Origin of the sequence: uncultured Brachyspira sp. (assembly GCF_910578695.1) — a bacterium.
Taxonomy (GTDB): domain Bacteria; phylum Spirochaetota; class Brachyspiria; order Brachyspirales; family Brachyspiraceae; genus Brachyspira.
Genome location: NZ_CAJTQJ010000005.1, coordinates 39,325 through 59,950 on the forward strand (window position 1 = coordinate 39,325; position 20,626 = coordinate 59,950).

The window sequence follows — 20,626 nt, forward strand, 5'->3', positions numbered from 1 at the left end:
TAAAATATTTAGTGATTTTTTTAAAGTTTCCGAATATAGTAAAGACATATAGATGAAAATTTATTTTTTAGGATATAAAAAAGTGCTTGTAGGAAATGATGCTTATGAAAAGTTTATTGATTATATAGAAAATAATATAAACTTTGGTTTTTTATCTCATATACCGGGTTATGATGATGCAGTAGAAATTCAAAAAGAATCTATAATTAATTTGATAAGAAGATCAAATAATAATGAATCATTTTTAGATTATATATCATATACTTATACTATATTTGAAAATAATATAATTAAACAGGTATTATCTATATCTTGGCTTAAAGGAAACGGAGAAAAAGATAAAATAATTAATGATGATAAATTTAATCTTGATGATGATGAGCTTTTTAATTATATATCTATACTTTTAGTATTAAGAGATATAATGCATACCAGCTATATAGCTTCTCTTCCTATATTTTATGAATATAAATATGAGCAAAAAGAGTTTATAGATAAAGCAAGAGATATGATAGAACATTCTATATCTAATATATCAACATTAGAGCATATTAATCCTATATTCATAGCAATAGCTGCAAAAAGCGTTTTACCTTATTCTATAACAAATGATGAGCTTTCTAGTTCATCAAAATTGATAGCAATACTTTTTAATTTATCAAGAATAATGGCTTCATATCCGTATACAGATAAAATTATTGAAAATACACAGCCTATATTTCCAAGTGCAGTATTTAATTTGGTAAATAATGCCTCTTTTCTAGGCTTGGATTATAAAATGATTAGAGTTATATATGATAAAGCAAAAATAGGAGAAATAAAGTGGAAAAATTAAGTAAATATAATATTAACTTTATAGTATCTGCTGTATCATCTTTGACTATAATATCAATGTGTGCATATATGATATTAGATTTGCATACATATATTATGAGAGTTTTAATATTTATAGAATTTTTATGTTCTTTTTATTTTGTATGCGTATTCTTTTATAAAGTAAATAATTATTCGAGAATTGAAACTTTTTTTTATCTTGTTGTATATCTTGTTCCTTTTATACTTTCTATATTGGGGCTTTTTTATATAATTAACTTTTTTTCTTTAAATAGAGTATTTTTAAGAGAAAATATTATATCTTCTTTCCTTACAAGAGGATATCATGTGCTTTTTATTTTTTATATATCTCATATAATATATTTCTTTTATCTCTTTAGTGTAGAAAATAAGAATACTTTTTATTCTTTAATATCTTCTCATTTTATTATAGTTATTTCTATTATTACAGCTTTAATATTTATGATATTATACGGAATAATAAATTGGGTATTTGATAATAAGATAGTAACTTCGTATGAGAATACTAAAAGCGAAATAATATATGAAGCAGGCTTAGCATTCTCTCAAAATATAAATACTGATGAACTTGAATATGAGGGATTTGCAAAAAGCTATAATATGTCTTTAATATATTATGATAATGAACTTAAATACAGAGCTGATGATTGGGATAATTTTGAAAGAAAACATCTGCTTTTTGAAACTGTTATTATGATTGGAAACGGCTTCTTTTTTATCGGAAGCGGAAAAGAATTTGTATATCCGTATTATATGTTTATACTTATATATGTAATAGTTAATTCTATTATAGTTACATTTTCTATAATTTTCTTTAAATTATTCTTTGATAGAAAATTTAATAATTATATTAATATTATGGTAAAAGGTTTTAAAGAAGACAGCTATATATATGCTATAGATACTGAAAGTATGGATAATACAGAAATAAAAAAATTGTCAGAAATGTATAATAAAAAGTTATTAACTTATAAATACAGAGAAAGATTTATAAAAACTTTTACTAGATAAATTCATAATGTTTTACTTTAATTATTAATCAATTTGAAACTTTTTTTCGCACTTTATCGTCTAATATGATATAATACTTAATCAGCTTTTATGATAATAAAAAAATAAAATAATAATTAGAAAAATAATTTATGAAATTGATAATAGAAACAGTTGTAAAAAGACCAGTTGCTGTACTTATGATTATAGTATCAATATCAATATTAGGCTTTATCAGTTTATCTAGGCTTTCAATAGATTTTATGCCTAGTATTCAGATTCCTTATATAAGTATTAATACCAGATATAAAAATGCAGGACCTCAGGAGATAGAAAAATCAATTACAAAAGTGATTGAGGGTGCTGTTGCTGCTGTGAATAATATAAAAAATATTACCTCTACATCAAGAGAAAATTCATCAAATGTATTAATAGAATTTGATTGGGGTACGGATTTAACAGATGCTTCCGAAGATATAAGAGAAGCTTTAGAACAAGTTTCGCATTTACTTCCGGATAATGCTGATAAACCTATAATAAGAAAATATAATACGGATGATACATCATTGATGGATATTGCTGTTTATGGTATCGATGATCAGGCAGTATTATATAATATAGCAGATAATCAAATAGCTCCTCAAATAAAACAGGCTGAAGGAGTGGCACAGGCTCAGGTTTTGGGAGGATTAAAAGCTCAGATAAAGATAGATGTTAATCTAAACAGATTAAAGGCTTATAATATTAATATTAATGAAATAGCTTCTGCACTTGCACGCGATAATAATAATTTGGTAGGAGGGCAGGCAAATCAAGGCTTTTATAAATATACTATAAGAACTATGGGAGAGATAACAAGCATTGAAGATATAAAAAATACTTCTATATCTTTAAAAACTGACGGAGAAAATAAAACTGTAGTAAAAATACAGGATTTAGCAGAAGTTTATGAGGGTTATGATGATACTATTAATATAATAAGAGTTAATGGAGAAAATTCTATATCCATAGCTGTGAGTAAAGAGTCAGGAGCTAATACAGTTCAAGTTTCTAAAAATGTTATAAAAAAACTTAAGGAATATAATTTTCCTGAAGGCGTAAAATATCAGATAATGTTTAATACAGCTGACAGTATAAATGAGGCTATAAAAGGCGTTCTTTATGCAGCTTGGCAGGGCGGACTTTTTGCAGTTATAGTGCTTATGTTTTATATATGGAATATAAGAACTGCCTCTGTAATAGCAATATCAATACCTATTTCAATAATAATAACTTTTACTCTTATGTATTTTATGAAAATAACTTTAAATGTGATATCTCTTTCAGGGCTTGTATTGGGTATCGGTATGATGGTTGATAATTCTATTGTTGTGCTTGAAAATATTTTTTATTATAGAAATAATGGTTTTGGAAAATACTCATCTGCTGTTAATGGTGCATCAAAAGTTTCTCTTGCAATTTCTGCTTCTACTCTTACAACAATAGCCGTATTTTTACCTTTTTTGTATATTGAAGGAATGACCAGCCAGATTTTTAGAGATTTATGCATTACTGTTACAATATCAATGATAGCTTCTTTATTAGTTGCTGTTTTAATAGTTCCTATGCTGGGGGCTAGACTTATAAGCGATAAGAGATTAAAACTTTTAGGAAAATTAGAAATTTTAACTAATAAATATATACATAATAATATAAGCAGTTTATATTATAAGCTTTTATCTTTTTCTATTAAAAGAAAAAAAAGAGTATTGATACCTTCAATAGTTTTAATTTTTATAATTTTAATATTCGGATTTAATATCATTGGAAAAGAGGGATTTCCAAGCACAGATGAAGGACAATTTATGGTTATGGTTACTATGCCTATAGGTACAAAGTATGAGCAGACTCAGTCATTTATTAATTTGATGGAAGATGATATAAAAAATATAGTAAAAGAAGATTTGAATAGAATTCAATCAAGGATAAGAAAACAGAGCGAAGCTAATAGTGCAAATATAAGAGTGCAGCTGAAACCTAAAAATTCAGGAAGAACAGGCGATATAAATTACTATATAGAAAGAGTAAGAGAAAAATTGCAGCTTTATCCTGCAGTAGTTCATGTGATACTATTAGGTTCAAGAACGAGGGCAAGCGGAGGGGAAACTATAAGAATAGAAATGCTCGGCGATAATATGGAGCAGGCTGAAGAGCTTGGAAATAGAATAGTAAGTGCCATATCAAATATAGACGGCGTAAGGGGTGCTATGGTTGATATTGATGAGTCTAATAGAGAACTTCAGGTTTATGTTAATAGAGATATAGCGGCTAAAATGGGACTTAAAGTTAATGATGTAGCTAGAATAATAAATACAAGTTTTGCAGGAAGGACGGCTACCACAATAACGCCTAAGAATTCCGATTTTACTGATATAGATGTTAATGTGCAGTTAGAGAATTCTGATAAAGTTACTATCGAAGATGTAAAAAAAATAAGCATACCTGTAAAAGGAGCACTTATTCCATTATCATCGATAGCGGATATAGTAAAAAGCTATGGTCCGAACAGAATAGAAAGAAAAGATAGAAAAAGATTTACGGTTGTAATAGCAGGTACTTATGGAAGAGCCTTAAATGAAATAATAGCCGACATAAAAGAAGTTATGCAAAAAGATATATTTATACCAAATGGAATATCAATAAATTACGGCGGAGATTTTGAAGAGATGAATGAAGCTTTTGTTCAGCTTATTCAAACTTTAATATTAGCATTAGTTTTAGTTTATGCTGTAATGGCTAGTCAGTTTGAATCTTTAATAGCACCTTTTGTTATAGCTTTTGCAATTCCTTTTGGTTTTGCCGGTTCATTAATTGCATTGCTTATAACAAATACAACTTTAAGTGCATACAGTGCTATAGGCTGCATAGTATTAATAGGAATTGTAGTTAATAACGGTATAGTATTAATTGATTATATGAATCAGCTTATTTATGAAAAACATATAAATGGAGATGAAGCTGCCTTACTTGCAGGAAGCAGGAGATTAAGACCTGTGCTTATGACAACGCTTACAACTATACTTGGAATATTTCCTATGACTTTGGGTATAGGAAGCGGAAATGAAATGTACAAGCCTCTTGCTACAGCTTTATTAGGAGGGCTTATTTTATCAACAATATTTACTTTAATAATAATTCCTACAATGTATGCTGCTGTAAGAAATAAAATACCTCTTAAAGATTATGATAAAAAAGACAGGGATAGTGCTAATGATTTATTATAATTATATTTTTTTGCAGGAGTTTCTAATAACTATATTGAGATAGTACTATATTATACATAAAAAATCTGTATGCCTAATATATTAAGCTAAAAAAATACAAAATATTATGATAATAAAAAGTATAATATTTTGATTTAGTATAGCAGTCTATTCTTTCAAAAAATATACTCATACAGTTTAATATCAATCTTACTATTTTTATAAAAAGATTAAGTTTTCAAGCCCCTTTTGAAAATTTACTAAATGCCTGAACAGTCTGCACCGAGCTATAATAAATAAAATGCATATTAATTAAATAAGAAATATATTAATCTGTCTTTTATATCATTAAATCTTTTACTGCATTCTTTCGGAGTCCATTTTTTTAATTTGCATAATTCTTTTTGTACATCTATAATTTCAGAATTTTTATATATTTCTTTCTTTTTATCAAAAAATTCATTTTTTGCTTTAATATTATTTTTCTTTTCAAGAAGTGTTAAATTTCCTAAACTATTTAAATGTGAATCATACTCTTCTTTATTCCAATTATCGTAATTTTGGTATGCTTTAGGTAAGATATGTTCTATATGTAATTTATTGTAATCAAAGTTTATGTAATTTTGTTTTTCATTTAAATTATGATATAAAAATAGTATTGATTTTGTATATTTATCTCTATTTGTTAAACTAGATAAACTATCAATAAATTTATTTTTTTCTTTTTGAATGTTTGGAAATATATTTTTTACTTTTTTCTGCATTATATTAACATAGGCTTTATATATATCATGCTTTATTGAATTTGCTGTTCTGTATATTATACCCTTTACATATACATATTTTATTAAATCTATTAATATATTTTTTAAACTATTTAAATCTTTATCAACTAATTCTAAATATCCATTATGGTTTAAATGTGAGTATTTATACATAAATACATAATATACATGTACAATTATATCTACAGGATAAGCCCGTATCAAACTTATATATTTATCTATCATTTCATTATTATAACTATCTATTAATAAAATTTTTTTTATATCTTCTATTATGTTTTCAACATTATTTTTTTTTATTTTATCTTTAAAAAATTTTCTCAAATTTATTTCATTATCTTGTATTCCTTCCTTAGCTCTTAAAATATGCATATATATTCTGAAATACCAATCATAGGAAGAGTTAATATCATTATTCCAAAAGTTTATAAAATCATCTTTTTTTTCTTTGGTATTTAGACTATTATATATATGAGATTTAAATATATCTGAATCATTTAAAGGAGTTCCTCTATTATTTAAAGTTTGGAATATTTTTAAAGCATTTTCTTCTGTACCGCAATCTATTGGTAAAATTTTGACATTATTTAGTAAAAAACGAGTGAAATCTTCTAAATTATTATTTTTTTTCCATTCTTTTATTTCTTTTTTTAAAAGTTCATAATTTAATTTAAATATATTTTTAGAATCTAGACTAGCATCATCTCCAGATATTATTTTGTATAAATCTTCTTTATTTTGTTCAATTACTCTTGATTCTATTTTTATTTTACTTTTATCTACATCATCACTTAAACTATCAAATATATACATTTTTCTTTCTATACCTTTAAATTGATGATGCTCATATAAAGCTCTTAATAAAAGCATTAAAGAAGTTAATCTTTGTTGACCATCTATAACTTCAAAAATATTATCTTTTTTTATTAGAACCATCGTACCTAAAAAATATTCATTTTCTTTATCTTCTTCATATTGTCCCTTCACATCGTTCCATAAATCTTCACATTTTTCTTCGTCCCAAGAATATGGTCTTTGATATTCTGGTATTACATATATTTTATCAAAAATTTCGCTAACAGATTCTGGATTTGCTTTAATTACTTCCATATATAAAACTCCAACTTTAATATATTATTTCTTAAATTATAACCCAAATATATAAATCATCAACAATATATAATACGAATTAAAAAATTGTAAACAATGGCTAATAGTCCGAATGCTAATATTATTAATATCTTTTGGTTATTTTTTTGGGCAAGCAAAAAAGAACAATAATAATTTGCTTTACTTTAATAGAGTAGTTATTCCTTCAAAAATCCATGCTCATACACCTTAACAGCAATCTTTTTAGCAAGAACGTCAAGATTAGATTTGAGTTCGGAAAGTAAAGAATTGTAAGTCTCATCTTTGGAAGTAGGATTCATACGCCCCTTATCGTTAAATTTTTGGAAAAACGCACGTATGTCATAGTAGGACGCATTAACATTGATGAGATCGAAAGAATGATAATACTTCCATAGTTCCAAACCAGCCTTAAAAACCGCCTTAGCCTCTTTTGAAAATTTCAAAGGCTTTGAAGATTTTGTACTATTAGTAAATAAATCGCCTGCACTATTACTGCTTTTGATTTTACCTGATAGGAAATCAGTCATGAAATGCGAAGAGAAAGAATCTTTTGCATCAACTTCAGCTTCAGTGAACGGTATCCAATGATTAACGCCGTGCTCTGAAGAAATTCTGTTTTTAGAGTGGAAAAGCGTAAAAGCTAAACAATCATTTTTGAATTCTGTATCTTCTTCCCAAGAGTCATTAGGATAAAAAAATTGGTCGTTGTGATTAATCCAAGTATGCTCAATACAATGACGCACTGAAAAATATATACACATATATATGATATTATTTACATTTACAGGCATAATTTTTCCATGTCTTTCTGGTTTCATATTTGAAATGTTTACAAAATTATTCGTTTGAAAATCTGGACTATCTCCAACTATAATACCAAGATTAATTTCGCCTGATAATAATTTGTAAAAGTCTATCCAAGTATTAATATTTTTTTCATTTGTATAAAAATTTCTTACACCTATTTTATTTTCTTCATCATTAAAAATTTCCAATCTTATTTCTTTTATCTTTTCTTTTTTAGAAGTATCCCAAATCATAAAGCCTATAGGAAATTGTCCATTAACATTATCAAAAGTATAAGCTGGCACCATAAAACCATTTAAAAATTTCGCTTCAAAAACTTCTCTAAATTTTACAAAATTAGTAGAATTAATATATTTTAATGTAGCAAAAGAAGCTAACACGCAATTAGGAATTTCTTTATAAACTCTTATAAAAAATTGTGCAAATATCTCATTACTTGCTTTACTAAGTAGCTTTTTATATTTTATATATGTATTGTTGTCAGTAGAAACTTTATCTTTATGCTCTCCTGTTGCTGACATTTTCTTTTTATTTCCAGCCTCGGCGTAAGGTGGGTTGATATAGATTACTAATTTCTTCCTACTCTCTTCATCTTCTACTATTCGCCTCAAATCTTCTGGAAGCTTATCAAACTCGTCATTCAAAAAGTCAAATTGAAATATATGATTCTCTAGCAAGTTCGCGCCATTCTTCACTCGCTCTTTCATTATCTCTACATCTGCCTTGTCCAAAGTAGATGCCCATATGTTATATTTATTCGTAAGCCCCGCAAGCAAATTCCCCGTGCCGGCCGCACAGTCCCATATATAATATTCCTCCTGCCAATTCTCCCCCAATACTTCCGCTATATATTCCTGACTCTTCTCAACCCATATCTGCGGCGTGAAAAACGACCCCTTTCGCTCTCTTATATCCTGCGGCACAAGTAAATCCCGCCTCTCTATTATATAATCCCAATACTCACTTTTAGGCGGTCTTTGATACCTCTTCCAAAACTCATTATGTGCCTTCTGCTTATCATAAAAATACGCTTCCTTACTCGATGCAAGCCCCATATCGTCTATTTTTCTGTCAAGCTCATAATGGTCAGTTTTTAGTATTACATATAGTTTTTCTTTTAATGTTAAATTATTCTCGCTTAGTAAATCCGCCAAATAAAAATCGGCATCTATTATACCAAAACTTTTAGCCCTATCCCAATCCACAGATATAGATTCTTTTACCGCATTAAGCCACTTTGAATATATATTAACAAAATTATTTTTATCAATCTGCACTTTCGATAACGAGTTTTTACCCGCTATAAAATTAGCCCTTATAAACTCTTTTAATTCCCTCTCATCATCATCAAATTTATAAATACAGCTTTCATTTTTCAAAGTATTTTCTACTAATTTATAAAGCTGTTTAAACTCTTTAGACTCATGGTCAGAAGGGGTTACATTCCAATTAAAATCATTTTGATTAAATACATCAAGCACTTTATAATACTGAATAAAAGCGATTTTCTCAGCATCAAAAGCACCCAAGAAAGGCGGCGGCAAATGTTTATCAAATACTCTTTTTTTTCCGATAGTGAGTATAAGCTGCACAAAGGATTCATAAATATCATTTTTATTTCCTTTTTTAGCTTCCGCCCACAAAAAATATTCTGTTTCCTTTTTATCCGCTTCTTTTTTCGGAGCGATACTAAAATCAATCTCTTCTATGATTTGAGTATTATCGAAAGAGTGAAAATAATCTCTAGCTATTTTATTTTTTAATTCTTCTTCTCTGATACTATTACTATAAGCCATAAATTTATAATATTTGAATTTATTTTAAATGTCAATATTTTATCTTTGCAATAAGCTGTTATACTATGCTTTTTAATAAAAAGTAATTTGTATTGATATAAATATGAACATATATTAGAATTATATAAGCTAAAAAATTATAGAGTTTAGAAATAGTATTTTTGTCAAAAAAATGCAGAAGTTTCTCTAATAAAAGAATAATATTAAAAAAAAATAATATTCTAAAAATATTAATATTCAGATTATAATTAATATTTTTTATAGATTGCAGATTTTAATTATTGCAGAGTTTAATTTATGAGCAAAAAAATTTTGGTAATAGGAAGTATAAATAAAGATTTGGTAGTCAGAGCCTCAAGGTTTCCTAAAGAAGGCGAAACAATACTCGGCAGAAATTTTAATACAGGAAATGGAGGAAAAGGAGCAAATCAGGCATCTGCTATAGCCAAATTAGGCGGAAATGTCAGTATACTTGGTGCTGTAGGAGATGATGCTTTTGGTAAAGATTTATCAGATAGTTTATATAGTAATAATGTAGATATTAGCAATTTATTAATAAAGAAAAATGTTTCTACAGGAATTGCTTTTATAACTGTTGCAGATAATGGGGATAATAATATAATAGTAGTTCAAGGTGCTAATAGCCATATTAATAAAGATGATATAAATGAAGAATTATTAAAACAATATGATATTATTGTTATGCAGCTTGAAATACCATTAGAAATAGCTAAATATGCGGCTTGTATTTCTAAAAAACTTAATAAAACAGTTGTGTTAAATCCTTCTCCTGCTGTTAATCTTGATAAAGAGTTTTTAAGCTATGTGGATATATTGATACCTAATGAGATGGAAATAGATATTATAGGCAGTATAGAATATATATTTGAATGCGGTGTAAAAAGTATAATATTAACTTTAGGTGCTAAGGGATGTGATTTTATAAAGAAAGATAATAATACAATAATTAGAAAACATTTTGATGCCTATAATGTTGATGTTATTGACACCACTGCTGCAGGAGATAGTTTTTTAGGCGGTTTAGTTAGAATGCTTGCAGATGATAGAGATATAGATGAAGCAGTATCTTTTGCTATTAAAGTTTCTAATATAACTGTAACAAGAAAAGGGGCTGTAGATTCTATACCAAGCTATGATGAAGTAATAAATAATAAATGGCAGTAATTTATTAAAAAAAATAAAAATCAGTTTTTTATTTTGTAATTAAGCTATACATATAATATAGCTTAAATATATATTGACTTATTAATTTTTTTTAATATACTAAAAATTATAATTCTTATTTAAAAAAGAAGAGATTAATTTTATGAAAAAATATTTATTTATGCTTTCATTTATGCTTTTAGTCTTATTTTCAGAACAGGAATGCAAAGGACCTGACGGCGACAGTAAGCCCACTCCATTTAGAAAAGAAAATGAAATAGTTTACAGTATTAAATATGATGCAGATACAGAAGGTATTTTTTATAGTGCTATGTTATTTTTCGGTATTGTATTTTCTTCGTTTTATTTTTTTAATAAAAAAGTAAATTAGGAATTGTTATGATAAATATAGAAGATTTAACGGATGTGGAAGATGCTAATATAGTTGAAGATGATTGGAAATTATATAAAATATTCAAGCCTATGAAAATTTTTGGAAAGGAATTGGAAAGTTTATTTGATATAGGTGTTCATAAGGTTTTGAAATTAGAAGATATTATTAAAGATTTGAAAGAGCATATTAATCTATTATCAGATTCTAAAGATAAACTTAAAACAGCATACGGCGATTTTATGTTTATAGATGTAGATGATAATTGGTATGATAATTTAGAGATATATAAAATATTAATAAAAATCAATGAAGACAGCAGTATAGAATCAAAAGTTGACTGCGGAGATAATGAAAATATATTCAGCGTATATTTTAAGAATAATGATATTATTAATATAATGGAATCTATAATAAGATAATTAATTCCATATTGCTAAAAGCATTTTATATAGTATAGGAAGAAGTACAACAGTTAAAGCCCCTGCTATTCCTATTGCAAGTCCTGACATAGCACCCTCAGTTTCTCCTATTTCTATAGCCTTGCTTGTTCCTACAGCATGCGAAGATGTGCCTATTGCAAGCCCTATAGCTAAAGGAGATTTTATCTTACATATTTTACATATATAAGGTGCTGTAATTGCTCCTATCATTCCAGATATTGTAACAGATAAAACAGTAATTGATTTTATTCCTCCCATATTGGCAGTTATATCTACAGCAATCGCAGTTGTAACAGATTTTGTAAGTAAAGATGGAAATAAAGCTTCAGATATTCCCATTAATTTTGCCGATACAAATATTCCTATTATGCCTATAGAACTTCCTATTGCTATGCTTATGAGTATTACAGCTAAATTTGCTTTAAGTATAGGCAGATTTCTATATATAGGAAGAGCTAAAACAACTGTTGCAGGTCCTACCATAGCATTTACAAACTTTCCTCCGCTTTCATTATAAACTGAATACGGAACCTGCATAAAATATAGAGAAAAACCTACTAGTATTACACTAGTGACTAATGGTGTTAAAATAGGAAATTTTGTTTTTATATATATAGTATATGATATTATATATGCTATTAATGTTATAGCTATTGGTATTATAGGATTTTGTATAAATAATTCTTTCATTTTTAATGTCCTTATTATTATTAAGTTCGCCTCCATTAGTGTAAACAAAGGTAATCAAAGTTTCAGCTTACTCAATTAAATATGCTTATTTTCTAAACTTTGATAATAATTTTTCAAAAAACTGTGCTGATATTCCTGTAGTTATCATAATAATTATTCCCATAAACAAGCATATTACAGCAAAAGGTATAATCTCATCTTTAACATATTTATATTCGTCTATTATAGCTAAAGTACCGGGTATAAATAATAATGCCATATTATTTATAAGTATATTTCCTGCATCATCTATATGATTTTCTTTTATTATTCCCATAAGAAGCAGAATAAACAAAAATATCATGCCTATAACATTTCCGGGTATAGGCAGTTTAAATACTTTGCTAAAAATATCTGATATTGAGTATATTGAAAATATTACAGCGAACTGTTTTATTAGCTTCATTTTTATGCCTTTTTGTTTGTATTATATATATAAAGCTTTTGTTTTTCAATAGCAATAAATAATAATTTATTATTATTGTTATAGATAAACTTGCTTTATAATAGCTAATAACTTATATCATAAAAATTGTGAGTGCCTGACATTCGTAGAATGGCAGGAAAGATTAACGAACAATTTTTATTAGTAATGATATAAAATAAAATTTTTTAAATGCTAGAAAGCTAAATATAAAAATTATGAGCGTCTGACATTCATAGAATGGCAGGAAAAATTAACGAACAATTTTTATTAGCAATGATAGAAAATAAAAATTTTTTAAAGCGATAAACGAGCAGCTGGCAACTGACATAAGGCAGTTGCCAGCTATTATTAAGCGAGTTTATCGCTAGCAACAATAAAGATAAACGAACAGCTTATAACTGACGAAGGAAGTTATAAGCTAGTTTAAAGTGAGTTTATCGCTGGCAATAATAAATAATAATAATTTGTAAAAATATAATAAAGTTTATTAAAAGATTATATATTTTATTTAGTTTTTTCTTGACATAAAATTTATTTAGCTATATAATAGCATACCTTGTAAATTATAGGTTATCTTAAAATCTGTTTAAGATATATTTAAGGAGCAAAAAATGGCAGGTGCTAAAGTAAAAACTGAGCAAATACATCTTCAATGTACAGAATGTAAAAGAAAAAATTATATAACAACTAAAAATAAACAAAATGTTCCTGAGAAATTAGAACTTAAAAAATACTGCCCTCATGATAAGAAGCATACAATTCATAAGGAATTAAAAGTATCAAGATAAATAATTCTTAAATTTAAGAGTATTTATAAATTTCTGGGTCAGTAGTTCAATTGGTAGAGCATCGGTCTCCAAAACCGAATGTTGCGGGTTCGATTCCTGTCTGACCTGATTATTTTTTTGTTATGATAATATAATTTAGGGTAAGTTTTATGGCTGATAAAAAGAAAAATAATATAATAGATTCTTTTAAAGAGATAAAAAAAGAGCTTTTTGAAAGAAGTGTTTGGCCTACTCGTCAGGATGTTATAAATCAAACAGTTATTGTTATAATACTGCTTATTTTAGCATCGGCTTTTTTGGGAGCTATTGATTATGCTGTAACATTCTTGATAAGAGCTTTATTAGACGGTTCTGTTTTGAGTAGCTTAATATCTTCTAAAATTACATTAGTTTTATTGATTGCTGTAATACTGCTTTTTATTGTATATTTTGCTATTCGTTATATGAGAAAAAATAGGTATAATAGGTGATAAGATATGTCTGAAGAAATATCTGATATGAAAGATTATAAATGGTATATAGTTCATACTCAGCACGGTTATGAGAATAAAGTCCGCGAGCGTATAGAAAAAAGAGCCAAAGAAAATGGAATGACAGATTTAATAGTTGATATATATATACCTTCAGAAACGGTAACTTCTACCAAAAACGGTAAAAAGGTTTCAAAAGAGGAGTTTTTTTATCCGGGTTATGTTTTGGTGAAGATGATAATGAATGATGCAACTCAGTCGATGGTAAGAAGAACTCCCGGAGTTGCAGGATTTATAGGAAGTCATGCTACAACTAAAGAGGAGGGTAATATTATTCCTACTCCTTTGAGTGAATCTGATGTAGCCCGCATATTTGAAAATAGAGAAGAGAAATCCAAGACTGGTATTAATGAAATTATAGGAATGGAATTTGATATAGGAGAGAAGGTTCAGGTTATAGACGGACCTTTCAATGGGCTTAATGGTATTATAGAAAATATTAATGCTGATAAGGGTAAAGTTACAGTAAAAATAGAGATATTTGGAAGAAGTACTCCTACAGAATTAGAATTTAATAAGGTGAAAAAGCTGTAAAAATTTTAATAATATAAAATTTAATTTATGAATATAAAATTTAATTAAATATAAAAAATAAAATTAAATCAAGAGGTAGTAAAATGGCTAAAAAAGTAGTTGGTATTGTAAAGGTCCGCATACCCGGAGGAGAGGCAACACCTGCTCCGCCATTAGGACCTGCATTGGGTCAGAAGCAGATACAAATAGCCGCTTTCGTTAAGGATTTTAATGCTAAAACTTCCAAGATGAAAGGTCAGCTATTGAATACTTATATAACAGTGTATGAAGATAAAACTTATACATTTGTTACTAAAGGAACATCTACTTCTGCATTAATCAAGAAAAAATTAGGTATTGAAAAGGGTTCAGGAGCTCCTAATAAAGAAAAAGTTGCTTCAATCAATCAAAAGCAGCTTGAAGAAATAGCTCAGGAGAAAATGGCTTATATGTCAGCTAATGATATAGAAGCAGCAAAGAAAATAGTTGCGGGTACAGCCCGTGCTATGGGTATTAAAGTAGAATAATAATAAGCACACCATTTATTTATATGATTAAATGGAAGTAAACGTTTGAAAGTAAAAAAAGGAAGAAAATAATTATGGCTACAAAAGAGAAAAAAATAGGCGGCAAACGTTACGACGCTCTAAGAAAGCAAGTAGAGAAATTAAAACTCTATTCAGTAGAAGAAGCTATTGATTTAGCTAAAAAAAATGCTACCTGTAAATTTGATGAAACTATTGAGGTAACAATAAATCTCAATATATTGCCTAAGCACTCAATAAGAGATACTTTATCATTTCCAAATGCATTTGGTAAAGAAAAGAGAGTAGTAGTATTTGCTCAGGGCGAAAAAGCTGATGAGGCAAAAAATGCCGGAGCTTTAGAAGTTGGTTTTGAAGATTTGATTGATAAGATTAAAGGGGGATATACTGACTTTGATGTTGCTATTTCTACTCCTGATTTGATGAAGGAAGTGGGTAAATTGGGGCAGATTCTTGGAAGAAAAGGACTTATGCCTAACCCTAAAACAGGAACAGTTACTCTTGATATAGCTCAGGCAGTAAAAAGCTTTAAGGCTGGAAGAATGGAATACAGAGCCGATAAAAACGGTATAGTAAGAATGGGTATTGGAAAAGCTTCTATGGATGTTAGTAAATTAAATGAGAATTTCAAAACATTCTATGAAGAAATTTTAAGAAAAAAACCTACAGATTTAAAAGGCGAATATATTAAAGCTATAGGTGTAACATCTACAATGGGTGTTGGTATAAAAATAGATCATAAAAGAATAAAAATGTAATTAATTTAGTAATAAACTTATTTTGTTTAAGCGAAGTCATATTTTGTGATCCCATTATATGAATAGTATTATCAAAGTAGTTTAATATAATAGAGGTGGTATTATGCCTAATAAGAAAAACATTGAAACGGTATCATTGCTTAAAGAATCTATGGGAGCATGTGCAGGTTTGGTATTCTTTGATTATAGAGGAACAACAGTAGCACAGCTTACGGATTTAAGAAGAGAATTAGCAAAGACTTCTTCCTCAATGAAAATATGTAAAAACTCTTTAGTGGATATAGCTTTAAAAGAGTTAGGCAGAGAAGTAAAAGATGAGATGTTTATTAATCCTACAGCTGTAGTATTTGCTAAGGAAGATGTACCTAGTGCAGCTAAAGTGATAAGCGAAGCAGCTAAGAAAAATGATAAAATCAAAATCAAAGGCGGCTATATGGGCGAAGATTTGCTTAACCCTGCAGATGTTCAGGTAGTAGCTAATATTCCGCCGAGAGAGGTTTTGCTTTCTCATCTTGTTACAGCACTCGAGTCTCCTATATCAAGTTTTGCAAACAGCTTGCAGAGTATTATATCAGAACTTGCTTATGTGCTTGACAGTGTTGAAGAAGAAAAGAAAAAATCAGCTTAATATACTGATTATTTATTAAAATTAAAGAAAATTATTAAACAAATTTTAAGGAGATAAAAAATGGCTTTAAGTAAAGAAGAAATATTACAAGCAATAGAAGAAATGAAAGTTATAGAGCTTCACGAATTAGTAGAAGCTATTAAAGAAAAATTTAATGTAACAGCAGCTATGCCTGTTGCAGTAGCAGCAGCTCCTGCAGGCGGTGCGGCAGCTCCTGCAGAAGAAGAAAAAAATGAATTTGATATCATTCTTACAGGTTTTGATGCAGCTCAGAAAATTGCCCTTATTAAAGAAGTTAGAGCAGTTAGCGGTTTAGGTTTGAAAGAAGCTAAAGATGCTGTTGAAAAAGGCGGAGAAACTATCAAATCAGGCGTTTCTAAAGAAGAAGCTGCAGCTATTAAGAAACAATTAGAAGCAGCAGGCGGTAAAGTTGAAGTTAAATAATTATTTTTGTAAACATATCATTAATTATTAATGGTTCATATTTAAGGAGGGTATGATTATTTCTACCCTTCTTATTAGTGTATATAATCAAGTCAAAAAAATAAAAGCGTAAATGCGGAGATCTTTTAATATGTCTAATAATATTCAGATAGATAATAAAGTATATTTTGAACGAGGGGTAGAGTTCGCTAAAAAATATAGGATAGAAAATGGACGCGTGAATTTTTCACGTGCTGTTTCTGTAATAGAACCTCCTGATCTTCTCGCTATACAGAAAGAATCTTATGAAAGTTTTCTTCAGAAAGATATACCTGAAAATAAAAGAAAAAATGAAGGATTGCAGGAAGTATTAACTTCTATATTTCCTATAGTGGCATCTAATGAAAAAATGCAGATAGAGTTTATATCTTATTCTATAGGAGAGCCTAAAATTACAGAAAAAGAGGCTAGAAGAAGAGATAAAACTTATGCTTATCCTTTTAAAATAAAGGTGCAATTAACAGTAAGAGACCCTGAGAGAATCATAGAACAGGAAATATTTGTGGGTGATATACCAGCTATGACTGACAGAGGTACATTTATTGTTAATGGTGCTGAACGGGTTATAGTTTCGCAGATTCATAGATCTCCGGGTGTTGTTTTTAATAGAAGCGACAGAGATGCTATGTTTGTAGCAAAAATAATTCCAGACAGAGGTACTTGGCTGGAATTTGAGCTTGATACTAAAAAAGATATAATGTATGTCAGAATTGACAGAAAGAAAAAACTTCCTGTTACCGTATTTTTAAGAGCTATAGGAATCACAACTAATGAAGAAATTTTGAAATTATTTTATGAAGTAGATAATATATCATTAGAAAAGCTTTCAGATGAAGAGAAAAAAGATGCTTTGATAGGCAGACGCTCTTATTCTACAGTATTTGATACAGAAAACCCTGATGAAATTATATTGAATCCGGGCGAACTTATAAATACTAACCTTGCTGAAAGACTTTTAATGAGCGGAATTAAAGAGATATCTGTATTAAATATGGAAGCAATAAAGGATAATGTTACTATAATTAATACTTTAGATAAGGATACTACTAAAAATCAGGAAGAAGCCTGCACTAAAATCTATAATGTTATAAGACCTGGAGAGCCTGCTTTAATAGAAAATGTTGTAAGAACTTGTAATGATTTGGTATTTGATCCTAAATCTTATGCTTTAGGAGATGTAGGACGCTATAAATTAAATAAAAGATTAAATTTTCCTGAAAGCGAGAATGATAAAGTTTTAAGACATAAAGATATAATAGAAACGATTCGTTTTTTAATAAAAGTATTTATAAATGAAGAGCAGTTAGATGATATTGACCATTTAGGAAACAGACGCGTAAGAAGTGTAGGAGAATTATTATCCATACAAATAAAAGCAGGATTTACCAGAATGGAGCGTATAGCAAGAGAAAGAATGCAGATGCAGGATATGGATGCCGTAACTCCTCAGTCTCTTGTAAGTATTAAGCTTATACAGGCTGTTATAAAGGAATTCTTTGGTACAAATCAGCTGTCTCAGTTTATGGATCAGAATAATCCTTTATCAGAAATTACTCATAAAAGAAGATTAAATGCTTTAGGGCAGGGAGGACTTACAAGAGATAGAGCAGGATTTGAAGTAAGGGATGTTCATCATACTCATTATGGTAAAATTTGTCCTATTGAAACTCCTGAAGGTCCTAATATCGGACTTATAGTTTCTCTAGCTACTTATGCTAAAATAAATAAGCATGGCTTTTTAGAGACACCATATAGAAAAGTTATTGACGGAAAGGTGACAGATGAAATAGAATATTTAACCGCTCATGATGAGGAAAAATATCATATAGCAGATGCTAATGCTCCTTTAAATGAAGACGGAACTTTTAAAGATAATCTTATATCAACAAGATTTAGAAGCGAATTTCCATATTCTTCGCCTGATCAAGTGCAGTATATGGATGTTTCCCCTCAGCAGATAGTATCATTATCAAGTTCTTTGATACCATTTTTAGAGCATGATGATGCTAACAGAGCCTTGATGGGTTCAAACATGCAGCGTCAGAGTGTTCCTCTTTTATATCCCGAAGCTCCTATAGTAGGTACAGGAGTAGAGGCTAAAATTTGTCAGCCTGGCACTGGTATTGCTGTTCATGCTAAAAGAGCTGGTAAAGTTATTAAAGTTGTTCATAATGAAATAGTTATAAAACCTACTAAGCAAAATAGCGATGATGATCTTGATGTTTATGAATTAGTAAAATATCAGAGAACTAACCAAGATACTAATTATCATCAAAGACCTGTAGTAAATGTAGGAGATATGGTTAAGGCTGGAGGGCTTTTAGCTGACGGTCCTGCTACAGATCATGGAGAGCTTGCTTTAGGAAGAAATGTACTTGCTGCATTTATGATTTTTGAGGGATATAACTTTGAAGATGCTATACTTTTAAGTAAAAGACTAGTTCAGGAAGATGTATTTACTTCTATACATATAGAAGAGTTTTCAACAGAAGCCAGAGAAACTAAATTAGACAGAGAAAATATTACTAGAGATATACCTAATGTATCAGAATCAGCTTTCAAAAATTTAGATGAGAGGGGTATTGTAAGAATAGGTGCTAAGGTAAAAGCTGGAGATATATTAGTTGGTAAAGTAACTCCGAAAGGAGAAACAGAAATTACTCCTGAATACAGACTTCTTCATTCAATATTCGGAGAAAAGGCAAGAGATGTAAAAGATTCTTCTTTGAGATTGCCTCATGGTAAAGAAGGTACTGTCATAGATGTTAGGGTTTACAGCAGAGAAAACGGAGATGAATTAAAGCCGGGTGTAGAGGAAGTAGTAAAAGTATTTGTTGCTAAAAAGCGTATAATACAGGAAGGAGATAAAATGGCAGGAAGGCATGGCAATAAAGGAGTTGTTGCTAGAATTATGCCTATAGAGGATATGCCTTTCTTAGAAGACGGTACGCCTGTGGATATATGTCTTAATCCTTTAGGAGTACCTTCCCGTATGAATATCGGGCAGGTAATTGAGATGCTTTTAGGCTGGTCCGGTCATAAAATGGGATTAAAATATGCATGTCCTGTATTTGAAGGTCCTAAAGAAGATGCTTTGAGAGAGGCTTTCATTGCAAGCGGTATGAATCCTAATGGTAAAGTCAGACTTTATGACGGAAGAACAGGAGAACCTTTCAAAAATGATGTAGCTGTCGGATATATGTATATGCTTAAGCTTAATCACTTAGTTGAAGATAAGGTGCATGCAAGAAGTACAGGTCCTTACTCGCTTGTTACTCAGCAGCCTCTTGGAGGTAAATCTCAATTCGGAGGTCAGAGATTGGGAGAGATGGAAGTTTGGGCATTAGAGGCTTATGGAGCTGCTAATATGCTTCAGGAGTTTTTAACTGTTAAATCAGATGATATGACAGGACGTGCTAGAATATACGAATCTATTGTTAAAGGAGATGTTATATCCTCTCCGGGCATACCAGAGAGCTTTAATGTATTAGTTCAGGAACTTAGAGGTTTGGGGCTTAATATTACTATTCACGATGAAGACGGCAATCAGCTGCCTTCTAGTGAAAAAGAACTTAGACAAAAAGCTAAAAAGCAAACCAAGATTTTTAAATAATTAGGAGA

The 20,626-nt window shown here is 28.9% G+C and carries 18 protein-coding genes and 1 tRNA gene; 15 read left to right on the forward strand and 4 right to left on the reverse strand.

Annotation, left to right across the window (positions count from 1 at the left end; translation table 11 throughout):
- Window positions 1–82 precede the first annotated feature (82 nt).
- The 3 genes from QZ288_RS02725 to QZ288_RS02735 all read left to right on the forward strand — a co-directional run bounded on the left by QZ288_RS02725 (window position 83) and on the right by QZ288_RS02735 (window position 5,108).
- A complete protein-coding gene (locus QZ288_RS02725; protein ID WP_363322954.1) occupies window positions 83–835 on the forward strand; it encodes a pyridoxine kinase in 753 nt (250 codons plus the stop codon).
- Window positions 823–1,866, forward strand: coding sequence for a hypothetical protein (locus tag QZ288_RS02730; protein ID WP_295154700.1), 1,044 nt, complete (start codon window positions 823–825; stop codon window positions 1,864–1,866). The genes QZ288_RS02725 and QZ288_RS02730 overlap by 13 nt, the downstream gene beginning before the upstream one ends.
- Window positions 1,867–1,997: 131 nt before the next feature.
- Window positions 1,998–5,108 carry an efflux RND transporter permease subunit gene (locus QZ288_RS02735; RefSeq protein WP_295154702.1) on the forward strand — a complete coding sequence of 1,037 codons (3,111 nt, stop codon included), beginning with the start codon at window positions 1,998–2,000 and terminating at the stop codon, window positions 5,106–5,108.
- Between the two features lie 287 nt (window positions 5,109–5,395).
- Here the strand turns inward: QZ288_RS02735 and QZ288_RS02740 are convergent, their stop codons facing one another.
- Window positions 5,396–6,982 carry a DUF262 domain-containing HNH endonuclease family protein gene (locus tag QZ288_RS02740; protein ID WP_295154704.1) on the reverse strand — a complete coding sequence of 529 codons (1,587 nt, stop codon included), beginning with the start codon at window positions 6,980–6,982 and terminating at the stop codon, window positions 5,396–5,398.
- Window positions 6,983–7,179: 197 nt separating this feature from the next.
- Window positions 7,180–9,606 carry a hypothetical protein gene (locus tag QZ288_RS02745; RefSeq protein ID WP_295154705.1) on the reverse strand — a complete coding sequence of 809 codons (2,427 nt, stop codon included), beginning with the start codon at window positions 9,604–9,606 and terminating at the stop codon, window positions 7,180–7,182.
- A gap of 297 nt (window positions 9,607–9,903) precedes the next feature.
- Between QZ288_RS02745 and rbsK the strand changes: the two genes are divergently transcribed.
- The 3 genes from rbsK (at window position 9,904) to QZ288_RS02760 (ending at window position 11,583) form a co-directional block, all read left to right on the forward strand.
- Window positions 9,904–10,791: a ribokinase gene (rbsK, locus tag QZ288_RS02750; RefSeq protein ID WP_295154707.1), complete on the forward strand. Its 888-nt coding sequence runs from the start codon at window positions 9,904–9,906 to the stop codon at window positions 10,789–10,791.
- 142 nt (window positions 10,792–10,933) lie between these two features.
- A complete protein-coding gene (locus QZ288_RS02755) occupies window positions 10,934–11,161 on the forward strand; it encodes a hypothetical protein (protein ID WP_295154709.1) in 228 nt (75 codons plus the stop codon).
- An 8-nt stretch (window positions 11,162–11,169) separates the two neighbouring features.
- Entirely contained in the window at window positions 11,170–11,583 is a 414-nt protein-coding gene (locus QZ288_RS02760; protein WP_295154711.1) for a hypothetical protein, read from the forward strand.
- Here the strand turns inward: QZ288_RS02760 and QZ288_RS02765 are convergent, their stop codons facing one another.
- The gene (locus tag QZ288_RS02765) at window positions 11,584–12,294 is read right to left on the reverse strand and encodes an LrgB family protein (RefSeq protein ID WP_295154713.1); all 711 of its coding nucleotides are present in this window, start codon (window positions 12,292–12,294) and stop codon (window positions 11,584–11,586) included. It abuts the gene before it with no gap.
- 85 nt (window positions 12,295–12,379) lie between these two features.
- Window positions 12,380–12,739, reverse strand: a complete 360-nt coding sequence (locus QZ288_RS02770; protein ID WP_295154715.1) for a CidA/LrgA family protein — start codon at window positions 12,737–12,739, stop codon at window positions 12,380–12,382.
- A 632-nt stretch (window positions 12,740–13,371) separates the two neighbouring features.
- Here QZ288_RS02770 and rpmG point away from each other — a divergent pair.
- The 9 genes from rpmG to rpoB all read left to right on the forward strand — a co-directional run bounded on the left by rpmG (window position 13,372) and on the right by rpoB (window position 20,618).
- Window positions 13,372–13,548, forward strand: coding sequence for a 50S ribosomal protein L33 (gene rpmG / locus QZ288_RS02775; RefSeq protein ID WP_008723772.1), 177 nt, complete (start codon window positions 13,372–13,374; stop codon window positions 13,546–13,548).
- Window positions 13,549–13,583: 35 nt separating this feature from the next.
- A tRNA-Trp gene (locus QZ288_RS02780) sits at window positions 13,584–13,656 on the forward strand.
- A gap of 41 nt (window positions 13,657–13,697) precedes the next feature.
- Window positions 13,698–14,018, forward strand: a complete 321-nt coding sequence (secE, locus tag QZ288_RS02785; protein ID WP_295154723.1) for a preprotein translocase subunit SecE — start codon at window positions 13,698–13,700, stop codon at window positions 14,016–14,018.
- 6 nt (window positions 14,019–14,024) lie between these two features.
- Entirely contained in the window at window positions 14,025–14,612 is a 588-nt protein-coding gene (gene nusG, locus QZ288_RS02790; protein WP_295154725.1) for a transcription termination/antitermination protein NusG, read from the forward strand.
- Window positions 14,613–14,695: 83 nt separating this feature from the next.
- Window positions 14,696–15,118, forward strand: coding sequence for a 50S ribosomal protein L11 (gene rplK, locus QZ288_RS02795; protein ID WP_295154727.1), 423 nt, complete (start codon window positions 14,696–14,698; stop codon window positions 15,116–15,118).
- A 74-nt stretch (window positions 15,119–15,192) separates the two neighbouring features.
- Window positions 15,193–15,894, forward strand: a complete 702-nt coding sequence (gene rplA / locus QZ288_RS02800; protein WP_295154729.1) for a 50S ribosomal protein L1 — start codon at window positions 15,193–15,195, stop codon at window positions 15,892–15,894.
- Between the two features lie 103 nt (window positions 15,895–15,997).
- Window positions 15,998–16,522 carry a 50S ribosomal protein L10 gene (gene rplJ / locus QZ288_RS02805; RefSeq protein ID WP_295154731.1) on the forward strand — a complete coding sequence of 175 codons (525 nt, stop codon included), beginning with the start codon at window positions 15,998–16,000 and terminating at the stop codon, window positions 16,520–16,522.
- A gap of 60 nt (window positions 16,523–16,582) precedes the next feature.
- Window positions 16,583–16,966 carry a 50S ribosomal protein L7/L12 gene (gene rplL, locus QZ288_RS02810; protein WP_295154733.1) on the forward strand — a complete coding sequence of 128 codons (384 nt, stop codon included), beginning with the start codon at window positions 16,583–16,585 and terminating at the stop codon, window positions 16,964–16,966.
- 130 nt (window positions 16,967–17,096) lie between these two features.
- Window positions 17,097–20,618, forward strand: a complete 3,522-nt coding sequence (rpoB, locus tag QZ288_RS02815) for a DNA-directed RNA polymerase subunit beta (protein WP_295154735.1) — start codon at window positions 17,097–17,099, stop codon at window positions 20,616–20,618.
- Window positions 20,619–20,626 lie beyond the last annotated feature (8 nt).

What these genes read in the sequence shown, in the direction of transcription:
- rpmG (WP_008723772.1), top strand. Translation starts at nt 13,372, where the DNA reads ATGGCAGGTGCTAAAGTAAAAACTGAGCAAATACATCTTCAATGTACA.
- QZ288_RS02735 (WP_295154702.1), top strand. Translation starts at nt 1,998, where the DNA reads ATGAAATTGATAATAGAAACAGTTGTAAAAAGACCAGTTGCTGTACTT.
- rbsK (WP_295154707.1), top strand. Translation starts at nt 9,904, where the DNA reads ATGAGCAAAAAAATTTTGGTAATAGGAAGTATAAATAAAGATTTGGTA.
- rplL (WP_295154733.1), top strand. Translation starts at nt 16,583, where the DNA reads ATGGCTTTAAGTAAAGAAGAAATATTACAAGCAATAGAAGAAATGAAA.
- QZ288_RS02740 (WP_295154704.1), bottom strand. Translation starts at nt 6,982, where the DNA reads ATGGAAGTAATTAAAGCAAATCCAGAATCTGTTAGCGAAATTTTTGAT.
- secE (WP_295154723.1), top strand. Translation starts at nt 13,698, where the DNA reads ATGGCTGATAAAAAGAAAAATAATATAATAGATTCTTTTAAAGAGATA.
- QZ288_RS02745 (WP_295154705.1), bottom strand. Translation starts at nt 9,606, where the DNA reads ATGGCTTATAGTAATAGTATCAGAGAAGAAGAATTAAAAAATAAAATA.
- rpoB (WP_295154735.1), top strand. Translation starts at nt 17,097, where the DNA reads ATGTCTAATAATATTCAGATAGATAATAAAGTATATTTTGAACGAGGG.
- rplA (WP_295154729.1), top strand. Translation starts at nt 15,193, where the DNA reads ATGGCTACAAAAGAGAAAAAAATAGGCGGCAAACGTTACGACGCTCTA.
- QZ288_RS02765 (WP_295154713.1), bottom strand. Translation starts at nt 12,294, where the DNA reads ATGAAAGAATTATTTATACAAAATCCTATAATACCAATAGCTATAACA.
- rplJ (WP_295154731.1), top strand. Translation starts at nt 15,998, where the DNA reads ATGCCTAATAAGAAAAACATTGAAACGGTATCATTGCTTAAAGAATCT.
- QZ288_RS02770 (WP_295154715.1), bottom strand. Translation starts at nt 12,739, where the DNA reads ATGAAGCTAATAAAACAGTTCGCTGTAATATTTTCAATATACTCAATA.
- nusG (WP_295154725.1), top strand. Translation starts at nt 14,025, where the DNA reads ATGTCTGAAGAAATATCTGATATGAAAGATTATAAATGGTATATAGTT.
- rplK (WP_295154727.1), top strand. Translation starts at nt 14,696, where the DNA reads ATGGCTAAAAAAGTAGTTGGTATTGTAAAGGTCCGCATACCCGGAGGA.
- QZ288_RS02760 (WP_295154711.1), top strand. Translation starts at nt 11,170, where the DNA reads ATGATAAATATAGAAGATTTAACGGATGTGGAAGATGCTAATATAGTT.
- QZ288_RS02755 (WP_295154709.1), top strand. Translation starts at nt 10,934, where the DNA reads ATGAAAAAATATTTATTTATGCTTTCATTTATGCTTTTAGTCTTATTT.